Here is an 8,941-nt window from a genome sequence, read left to right on the forward strand (position 1 = left end):
ATCAGCCCGGCCAATCCCGGCTGGACCCAGGTCAGGATGAATTGCCGGTGCGAAATCACCTTTTCGGCTTCTTTTTCATCGTGATCCAGATGGGCTTCTTCCAATTCGGCGGCCGCAGCTTGATGTCCCGCTTCGGCCGCAGCCAGGTCGCCCAGAAGTTTGCGTGTTGCTGCATCGGTCGTACGACCGGCAGCCGCCAGATAGAAGCGCTCCGCGTCGCGCTCCATCATCTCGGCTTCTTCGCGGATTCGCTCGATTCCGAGATTCTCGACCAGCCAGATCGGACGGCGGGCGTAGTAACCGGCGACATGCTCGCGCCGGATCAGAGGGATCACCGGGCCGAACCGATCCTCGTGCAGAGCGATCAGGCGACGGCGGTGCTCATCTTCCTCGGCAGCCATGCCATCGAAGATTTTGGCCGTCGCCGGATAGTCGGGGCGTAGCATTTCGGCATATGACCTATAGATCCGCGCGTCATCTTCCTCGGACGAAATCGCAAGTGCGATAACTTCCTGCTCGGTCAGATCCCTGAAGTGTTTGCGCTGAGTGAAAAACCGCATAGCCACCCTCGTTTTAGAATTATTCTAATCTACGCCGCGTAACGGAACTTTCAAGCCGAATTGAAAACCGTTGAAACTGAACTGACTGGTTTATAGATTTGTCGCAGCACCCAGCCAAGGAGACACCATGACCCAAGCCGCAACCATCGTGCGTACCGGACGGAAATTCGACCAGGTTCTGAACGGCGCCCGAGAGGTTTTCATGGCGGATGGGTTTGAAGGCGCCAGCGTCGATGACATCGCGCGTGCGGCGGGTGTGTCGAAGGCGACGCTCTACAGCTATTTCCCAGACAAACGACTTCTGTTTTCCGAAGTGGCGCAGACCGAGTGTTGCCGCATGGCGGAAAACGTGCTGGCCATGATCGACGAAACCAAGCCGGTACGCGAGGCGTTGATGATCACGGCAACCCATCTGACTCGGTTTCTGGTTTCGGATTTTGCGCAACAGGTGTTCCGCATCTGCGTGGCCGAGCGTGACAGGTTCCCGGAATTGGGCAAGGCGTTCTACGAAGCCGGCCCCGCCAACGGTCAGCGCCAGATGGCCGAGTATCTGGAAAAAGCCGTGGCCAAAGGTGAGCTGGCGATTGACGACGTGCATTTTGCCGCCGAGCAGTTCTCGGAATTGTGCAAGGTGCGCCTGTGGACGCTGGCGGCTTTGGGGATCCAAACCCGGTTCTCGGACGAGGAAATCGACGAAGTGGCCACCAACGCCGTTGACATGTTCATGGCGCGTTACGGCACTTGACGGACTGGCTCAGCCCGACAGTCCAACCAGCGCCACACCGCCCGCCATCAGAATGGCAGCCCCCAGCCTGCGCACCCAATAGCCTTCGTGCAGAAAGACAAACCCGATCATGGCCGCAAAAATCACCGATGTTTCCCGCAACGCCGAGACCGCCCCCAGCGGCGCGAAATTCTTGGCATAGAGCACCAGCCCATAGGCCAGCATCGACACGAAGCCGCCCAGAATGCCGATCGCCCAGGTGCGCGCCGGAAGCTGTGTCAGAACCTGCCGCCTTCGCAGGCCCACGAATCCGGCAATGAACAGGTGCAGAAACGCACCCCAAGCCCAATAGCTGAGCGTGTTTCCAGACAGCCGCACCCCGATGCCGTCCACAACCGAATAAACCGAGATGCAAAGTCCGGTACCCACCGCAAACCCCAGCGCCGCGCCGCCGACGCCTTGCCGAAGCGAGCTCCAACTGCTGAGTTGGATGCCGAACGCGATAAGGCCGATGCCGATCCAGGCTTGCAGGGGCAGAACCTCATCCAGCAACAGATAGGCCCAAAGCGCCACCAACGCCGGAACGATGCCTCGTGCGATCGGGTAGACCACGCTGAGGTCGCCATGCTGATAGGCTTTGCCCAACATGAAGTAATATCCGAAATGCACCACGGTGGACAAAAGGATGTAAACAAAGCTGTCGCCGCCCGGAAAGGGCAGGACAAGGATCATGACGCTGGCCGGGATCACATGCCCGAAGGCCACAAGGCCCAGCGTCGTCGTCCGGTCGCCCGCGGTTTTGACGATGGCGTTCCAGACGGCGTGCAGGATGGCAGCCGACAGAATGATCGCGACGACGAATGGGCTCACCGGCGGTCCTCAGGTGATGGGGCGGCCCCAAGAAGGATCGGCCCGGCTGCAACTTTCTCGCACCGGGCTATCGCAAGGACTGCGTCGGTGGTCGAGTCCGGTTACATCGGATTGCCTTGCAGGCGCAAGGTTCCAAAGTCTGGAACCGGAAACGCCCATAGTCGTGTTGTGGGTCTTACGCCGTTGCACGCCTTCCGGCGTCGATGCCGGCAATCTTGTCCAACAGATCGATGATTTCACTTGTTCCGCTGCCGCTCCGCAGGTTGGTGAATACGAAAGGACGATCGCCGCGCATCCGGGCCGCATCGCGCTGCATCACCGACAGGTCCGCTCCGACATGCGGGGCAAGATCGATCTTGTTGATGATCAGGATGTCCGACCGGGTGATCGCGGGGCCGCCCTTGCGGGGGATCTCTTCGCCCGCGGCCACGTCGATCACGTAGATCGTCACATCCGCCAGTTCCGGGCTGAAGGTGGCCGACAGGTTGTCACCGCCGGATTCGATCAGAACGATCTCGACCTCGGGGTGACGGCGTACCATCTCGGCCACGGCGGCCAGATTGATCGAGGCATCCTCTCGGATCGCCGTATGCGGGCAGCCTCCGGTTTCCACGCCGATCACCCGGTCCTGCGGCAGGATCTGCATGCGCATCAGCGCCTCGGCGTCTTCCTGGGTGTAGATGTCATTGGTGATCACCCCGATCGAGTGAGTATCGCGCAGCGCGCGGGCGAGGGCGGCGGTCAGGCTGGTCTTGCCCGCACCGACCGGGCCGCCGATTCCCACCCGCAGAGGGCCGTTCATGCTGCTCATGTGCGGAAAATCCTTGGTTGTTGGGTTTCATGTTGCATGGCCGCGATCTCGGCCAGAAAGGCAGTGCCGGACAGGGCCGACAGATCGGCCTCCACTGCCGCGTGCGCCTGAATTGCGCACAAGGGCGCCATGTCTCGGACCACCCCTTGCGCAGCGGTCTGGCCCAGGGGCATCAGCCGCTGCGCGGCCGAAACAAGATTGCTGATGAACGCATGCAGATACAGCCGCGCGGTTGGCTCCACCGGCAAATCGGCGTGGCGCGCGGCGCAGCCGACGGCAACGGGGTAGGTCAGATCCGCCAGTTCGATGCCCCAGACTGCAGCCGTCACACCGCAGAAGGCCGCGCCCTGTTGCGCGGTCTCGAACCTGCGCTCGAAGGGGCCGGCGAAGGCGCGGGCCATATCGTCAAGTTCGATCAAGGCCAGCTCGGATTTGGCGCGCCAAGCGGCGGTCAGAAACAGGGCATCCGACCATCCGGCACCGTGTTCCAGCACGTCCTGCAGCCAGTCCCGCAGGCTGGCCGCATCGTGCACCGCGCCCGTTTGAACCAGTCGTTCCAGCCCATGCGAATAGGCAAAAGCCCCCACCGGGTAGGCGGGTGACAGCCATTGCGTCAGCGTCAGCAGATCAAGGTCAGTGGCTGTGGCCATGCGTCCGTCCGTGCCCATAGGCGCCGCCTTCGGGGCTGAAGGGTGCGCGGATGTCCTGGACCGTCGCGCCAAGCTTCAGCAGCATGTCGCGGATCACATGGTCGCGGCGGATCATCAGGCGGGCGGGCTCGATCTGGCAGGGAGTGTGACGGTTGCCGATATGCCAGGCCAGCCGGGTCAGATCGGAGCCGGTGACGGCGAACAGGTCCTCTTCGGCGGCGACCACCTCGATCAGGCGGCCATCGGCCAGTTCGAACGCGTCTCCCCCGTCCAGCGAGGTCGTCTGCGACAGATCCACCAGGAACTCCTCGTTCTGGGCGGTACGCAGCATCCGGCGGCGCAGAAAGCGGTCTTCGTAGTTCAGCGTCACGGTGCCATGGGTTTCGTCCCACTGACCGTTGCGGCGGATTTTCTGTGATGTGGCAAGCATCAGAGCGTCCCTTCTCAGAACAGGAAATAGCGTTGCGCCATGGGCAGGGTTTCGGCGGGCTGACAGGTCAGCAATTCGCCGTCGGCGCGCACCTCGTAGGTTTCGGGGTTCACGTCGATTTCCGGCAGGGCGTCGTTCAGCCTCAGGTCGCGCTTGCCGATCGCGCGGGTGTTGCGCACGGCGACAGTCTGCTTGGCCAGGCCCAGACGCGCGGCGATGCCGTCTTCTTGCGCGGCTTCCGACACGAAGGTCACCGCGCCCTGTTCGACCGAGCGGCCATAGGCCCCCCACATCGGCCGCGAATAGACCGGCTGAGGCGTGGGGATCGAGGCGTTCGGGTCGCCCATCTGCGCACAGGCGATGGTGCCGCCCAGCAGCACCATCTCGGGCTTCACGCCGAAAAAGGCGGGGTTCCACAGCACCAGATCGGCGCGTTTACCCTCCTCGATGCTGCCGATATGGGTGCCGAGCCCGTGCGCGATGGCCGGGTTGATCGTGTATTTCGCGATATAGCGGCGCACGCGGAAGTTGTCGTTTTCACCCGTTTCTTCCGGCAGGCGCCCGCGTTGCTTCTTCATCTTGTCGGCGGTCTGCCATGTGCGGATCAACACCTCGCCCACGCGGCCCATCGCCTGGCTGTCGGACGCGATGATGCTGAAGGCGCCCATGTCGTGCAGAATGTCCTCGGCCGCGATGGTCTCGCGCCGGATGCGGCTTTCGGCAAAGGCCACGTCCTCGGGGATGGATTTGTCGAGGTGATGGCAGACCATCAGCATGTCCAGATGCTCTTCGACCGTGTTCACGGTGAAAGGGCGGGTCGGGTTGGTCGAGGAGGGCAGCACATGCGCCTCGCCGCAGATCTTGATGATGTCGGGGGCGTGGCCGCCGCCTGCGCCCTCGGTATGGAAGGCGTGGATCGTGCGGCCTTTCATGGCGGCCACGGTGTTTTCTACGAACCCGCTTTCGTTCAGGGTATCGGTGTGGATCATCACCTGAACGTCCATCTCGTCGGCCACCGACAGGCAGCAATCGATGGCCGCCGGGGTGGTGCCCCAGTCCTCGTGCAGTTTCAGGGCGCAGGCCCCGGCCAGGACCTGTTCGCGCAGGGCCGCCGGTTGCGAGGCGTTGCCTTTGCCCGCAAAGGCCAGGTTCATCGGAAAGGCATCGGCCGCCTGCAGCATGCGTCCGATATGCCATGGGCCGGGCGTGCAGGTGGTGGCCAGCGTGCCATGCGCCGGGCCGGTGCCGCCGCCCAGCATGGTGGTCAGGCCGGAATGCAGCGCATCCTCGATCTGTTGCGGGCAGATGAAATGGATGTGGCTGTCGAACCCGCCGGCGGTCAGGATGCGGCCCTCGCCCGCGATGGCCTCGGTGCCGGGGCCGACGATGATATCCACGCCGGGCTGCGTGTCGGGGTTGCCCGCCTTGCCGATCCGTGCGATGCGCCCATCCTTGAGGCCCACATCCGCCTTGTAGATGCCCGTCCAGTCAACGATCAGCGCATTGGTGATGACGGTGTCCACCGCCCCTTCGGCGCGGGTAGCCTGAGACTGACCCATGCCGTCGCGGATCACCTTGCCGCCGCCAAACTTGACCTCTTCGCCATAGGTGGTCAGGTCGCGCTCGACCTCGACGATCAGGTCGGTATCAGCCAGCCGCACCTTGTCGCCCGTGGTAGGGCCGTACATGGCGGCATAGTCGGAACGTTTGATCCGGGCTGGCATCAGAGGTCTCCCATGACTGCGCCGTTGAACCCGAAGACACGCCGCGCACCGGCGATCGGGATCAGCTGCACCTCGCGCCGCTGACCGGGTTCGAACCGCACGGCGGTTCCGGCGGCGATGTCCAGCCGCATGCCGCGGGCGGCGGCCCGGTCGAAGTCCAACGCCGGGTTGGTTTCGGCGAAATGATAGTGCGAGCCCACCTGCACGGGCCGGTCACCGGTATTGGCCACCATCAGGGTGATTGGCGCCGCGCCCGCGTTCAGCTCGATCTCGCCGGGGGCGGTGATGACCTCTCCGGGGATCATTTGCGCGCCTTCAGCCAGATCGCAACGCCGCCGATCGCCAGCAGCAGGACCAGCGCCAGCCAGGTGCCAGCTTCATGCGGGTGCAGGTGCGGCCCGTCATGCGCCAGCGCGGGCGCGGCCATCAGGGCGAAGGGCAGGGAAGTCAGGTGTTTCATCGTCATCTCCTTCAGCGGATGGGGTTGTGGACGGTGACCAGCTTGGTGCCGTCGGGGAACGTCGCCTCGACCTGCACCTCGTGGATCATCTCGGGGATGCCGTCCATGCACTGGTCGCGGGTGATGACCTGCGCGCCGGCCTCCATCATGTCAGCGACCGAGCGGCCGTCGCGGGCGCCCTCGACCACGGCATCGGTGATCAGCGCGATGGCCTCGGGGTAGTTCAGGCGCACGCCCCGGGCCAGGCGCTTGCGCGCCACCTCGGCGGCCATGGCGATCAGCAGTTTGTCTTTTTCGCGCGGCGAGAGTTGCATGTCAGATCATCCAGGGTCTTGGCAGGGAATTGCGGGTCAGCCGGTTCAGGATCGGCACAAGGGTCTGGCGCAGCGCGAAACCGTCGGGCGCCAGCAGGCGCATCAACAGCATGTCGTCACCCACAAGGCTGACGCCGCCGGTGTCAGGCAAGACTGCTCGGATCGGGTCCAGATGCGCAGCGGCATCCGAGCGGATCAGTATCAGGCTGCTGAGCGCGCCCGCGCCGTCGCCAACGCCCGGCCGGGCCATTTCCGCCGCCAGATCACCGATCAGGCGCAGCGCTTCCAGATGCGCCAGCCGGCCCGCACGCCAGATTTCGATGCGGTCTTGGAAGTGGGCCGCAGTAATCCGCTCGCCCATTGCGGCGCGTCCGAAGATCAGCGACTCCACCAGCAGCAGGCCGGCATCAGGGGCCAGATCGGCGCGCAGGCAGCGGTCGATCGAGCAACCATCGAAAAGGATCGTCTCCTGCGGCAGCCAGTTCAACTGGCCGCCTGCCGCCACGGTCAGATGCGTCCTAATCCGGCCCGGGGTTACTCCGGACGCGCGATAGGCGCGCTCGGCGGCCTGCGTGGTCAGGGTCAGATGTGCATCTGGCTGAGCGGTGGCGGAAAGGTCAAAACTGTCTCCGCCGGTGACGCCGCCGGCGGTATTGACCAGAACGGCCTGCATGTCCGAGCCATCACGCCGAGGAAACAGCAGCTTCAGCGACCCTTGCTGGCGCAGGTCCTGCAACTCGGTCCGGCCAGCGCGGCCAACCACGGACACAACACCCCGCCCAACAGCACGGGGAGGCGCGGCGATCGCTTGCGCGGGAGTTATTGCGGACAAAGAGGTTATCGGAAGCTCCGGGCAAAAGGACTGTCGGATGCGAAAGCACCACAGCCTTTTCCTGGTGTCAGTGCAGCACGGCAGAGGCAATTGGTTGAGAAAACTCGTTCGCCCTATTTCTGAGCATTTTTTCCCCTATCGCCTGAAAAATAAGCATCCCGCCAATGCGTGTGATAATCCGACCTTCAGCCACAAACCAAGAGAAAAGGGCGGCCAGATTGGCCGCCCGATCCGGTGTCTGTCGCCGGTCAGAGCGTGATGCGGAAGGCCGCGAAACCGTCGGCCCCGTCGCCTGCGTCTTCCAGCGCCAAACCTTTGACGTCGCTGATGTAATCGCGCGCCTTGGGACCAGTTTCGAACAGAACCGTGGTGTCGCCCAGCGGTGCGAAGGACCAGTTGCCGTCGGCCTTGGGGTCGATCGTGCCTTGCTCGACGATATAGCGCACGATCACGTCGCGGTTGGTGTCGGGGGCCTCGAACACGATGGTGTCGCCCATCGCGCCCGGGAACGATCCGCCGCCCGAAGCGCGGTAGTTGTTGGTGGCGATGATGAACTCCATGTCGTCGGTCACCGGGGCACCGTTGAACTGCAGGTTCACTATGCGCGCCGCATCAGGGTTGACCTCTTCGCCCTTCGGGCCAAAGCGCGAGGGCTGAGACAGGTCGATCTGATAGGTCACACCGTCGATCACGTCGAAATTGTAGGACGGGAATTCGGGGTTCAGCAGCAGCGCATCCTTGGCGCCCGGCTCGATCTGGTTGAACATCCCGGCCGAACGCTCCAGCCAGCCGCGCAGTTGCGCGCCGTTCACCCGCACCGCGCGCACGGTGTTGGGATAGAGATACAGGTCGGCCACGTTCTTGATCGCCACATCGCCCACCGGCACGTCGGTATAGTATTCCGGGCCACCCCGGCCACCGGCCTTGAACGGCGCCGCGGCCGACAGGATCGGCAGACCCTCGTGCTCGGTGCCTTTCAGCATCTCCTCAACATACCATTTCTGCGCGATCGACACGATCTGGACCGAGGGATCATCGGCCACCAGCGCGAAATAGCTGTGCAGCGGGGCCGAGGTCTTGCCCACCGCGCGGCGCACATAGGCCAGCGTTTCCTCGTGGTCCCGCGCGACCGAGGCCAGCACCTTTGGGTCGTCATCGACCAGCGCGGTGATCGAGCGGTCTTCGTTGCGCTTCGAGATCGGCCGCGCCTCGGAGGTGGTGGTAACCACGCGCCATTCGTTGCCGTCGCGTTCCAGCAGCAGGTCGAGCACGCCCAGATGCGACCCCCAGAACCCGCCCATGACGGCCGGCTTGCCCATCAGAGTGCCCTTGTCCACGTCAACGCCCGCACGGTCGGCGAAGGTGGGCGAGGGGAAGACCAGGTGGTTGTGCCCGGTCACAAGCGCGTCGATGCCATCGACCCCGGCCAGCGGGACCGAGGCGTTCTCCATCCCGTCCGCGTGATCGGCCGCGCCGATGCCCGAATGCGACAGGGCCAGGATCAGATCGCAGCCTTGCTCTTTCATCTCGGGCACATAGGCTTTGGCGGTCTCGACGATGTCGCGG

12 protein-coding genes are annotated in these 8,941 nt (G+C 64.0%); 1 reads left to right on the forward strand and 11 read right to left on the reverse strand.

From position 1 onward, the window contains the following. Positions 1-560 (reverse strand): ferritin-like domain-containing protein (locus tag AC2FM5_RS18355; RefSeq protein WP_496737305.1); only part of this gene is annotated, 560 nt, incomplete at its 3' end. Positions 561-687: 127 nt separating this feature from the next. Between AC2FM5_RS18355 and AC2FM5_RS18360 the strand changes: the two genes are divergently transcribed. Further along, positions 688-1,305: a TetR/AcrR family transcriptional regulator gene (locus AC2FM5_RS18360; protein WP_170435732.1), complete on the forward strand. Its 618-nt coding sequence runs from the start codon at positions 688-690 to the stop codon at positions 1,303-1,305. A gap of 9 nt (positions 1,306-1,314) precedes the next feature. On the opposite strand, the gene AC2FM5_RS18365 is transcribed toward AC2FM5_RS18360, so the two are convergent. From AC2FM5_RS18365 to AC2FM5_RS18410, 10 genes are all read right to left on the reverse strand, one after another. Then, on the reverse strand, positions 1,315-2,154 hold the full coding sequence (locus AC2FM5_RS18365; protein WP_496737307.1) for an EamA family transporter: 840 nt from the start codon (positions 2,152-2,154) through the stop codon (positions 1,315-1,317). Between the two features lie 175 nt (positions 2,155-2,329). Then, positions 2,330-2,965 (reverse strand): urease accessory protein UreG, encoded by a 636-nt coding sequence (ureG, locus tag AC2FM5_RS18370; RefSeq protein WP_170359481.1) that lies wholly within the window; start codon positions 2,963-2,965, stop codon positions 2,330-2,332. Continuing rightward, positions 2,962-3,615, reverse strand: a complete 654-nt coding sequence (locus AC2FM5_RS18375; RefSeq protein WP_254429014.1) for an urease accessory protein UreF — start codon at positions 3,613-3,615, stop codon at positions 2,962-2,964. Before AC2FM5_RS18375 ends, ureG begins: the two co-directional genes overlap by 4 nt. Then, positions 3,599-4,045 (reverse strand): urease accessory protein UreE, encoded by a 447-nt coding sequence (locus AC2FM5_RS18380; RefSeq protein WP_496737310.1) that lies wholly within the window; start codon positions 4,043-4,045, stop codon positions 3,599-3,601. Before AC2FM5_RS18380 ends, AC2FM5_RS18375 begins: the two co-directional genes overlap by 17 nt. A 14-nt stretch (positions 4,046-4,059) precedes the next feature. Continuing rightward, positions 4,060-5,769, reverse strand: a complete 1,710-nt coding sequence (gene ureC / locus AC2FM5_RS18385) for an urease subunit alpha (protein WP_496737312.1) — start codon at positions 5,767-5,769, stop codon at positions 4,060-4,062. Then, positions 5,769-6,074 (reverse strand): urease subunit beta, encoded by a 306-nt coding sequence (locus AC2FM5_RS18390; RefSeq protein WP_480776196.1) that lies wholly within the window; start codon positions 6,072-6,074, stop codon positions 5,769-5,771. The genes ureC and AC2FM5_RS18390 overlap by 1 nt, the downstream gene beginning before the upstream one ends. After that, positions 6,071-6,229 carry a hypothetical protein gene (locus AC2FM5_RS18395; RefSeq protein ID WP_496737314.1) on the reverse strand — a complete coding sequence of 53 codons (159 nt, stop codon included), beginning with the start codon at positions 6,227-6,229 and terminating at the stop codon, positions 6,071-6,073. The genes AC2FM5_RS18390 and AC2FM5_RS18395 overlap by 4 nt, the downstream gene beginning before the upstream one ends. Before the next feature lie 11 nt (positions 6,230-6,240). Beyond that, on the reverse strand, positions 6,241-6,543 hold the full coding sequence (locus AC2FM5_RS18400) for an urease subunit gamma (protein WP_005976933.1): 303 nt from the start codon (positions 6,541-6,543) through the stop codon (positions 6,241-6,243). A 1-nt stretch (position 6,544) separates the two neighbouring features. Next, positions 6,545-7,312, reverse strand: coding sequence for an urease accessory protein UreD (locus tag AC2FM5_RS18405; protein ID WP_496737317.1), 768 nt, complete (start codon positions 7,310-7,312; stop codon positions 6,545-6,547). Positions 7,313-7,623: 311 nt separating this feature from the next. Beyond that, positions 7,624-8,941: bifunctional 2',3'-cyclic-nucleotide 2'-phosphodiesterase/3'-nucleotidase (locus AC2FM5_RS18410; protein WP_496737319.1), on the reverse strand; the 1,318-nt coding region annotated here is incomplete at its 5' end.

This window comes from Ruegeria sp. BHSA162 (assembly GCF_059613385.1).

Coding starts and splice junctions, on each gene's coding strand:
- AC2FM5_RS18375 (WP_254429014.1), bottom strand. CDS start 3,615: ATGGCCACAGCCACTGACCTTGATCTGCTGACGCTGACGCAATGGCTG.
- AC2FM5_RS18390 (WP_480776196.1), bottom strand. CDS start 6,074: ATGATCCCCGGAGAGGTCATCACCGCCCCCGGCGAGATCGAGCTGAAC.
- AC2FM5_RS18400 (WP_005976933.1), bottom strand. CDS start 6,543: ATGCAACTCTCGCCGCGCGAAAAAGACAAACTGCTGATCGCCATGGCC.
- AC2FM5_RS18360 (WP_170435732.1), top strand. CDS start 688: ATGACCCAAGCCGCAACCATCGTGCGTACCGGACGGAAATTCGACCAG.
- ureG (WP_170359481.1), bottom strand. CDS start 2,965: ATGAGCAGCATGAACGGCCCTCTGCGGGTGGGAATCGGCGGCCCGGTC.
- AC2FM5_RS18380 (WP_496737310.1), bottom strand. CDS start 4,045: ATGCTTGCCACATCACAGAAAATCCGCCGCAACGGTCAGTGGGACGAA.
- ureC (WP_496737312.1), bottom strand. CDS start 5,769: ATGCCAGCCCGGATCAAACGTTCCGACTATGCCGCCATGTACGGCCCT.
- AC2FM5_RS18395 (WP_496737314.1), bottom strand. CDS start 6,229: ATGAAACACCTGACTTCCCTGCCCTTCGCCCTGATGGCCGCGCCCGCG.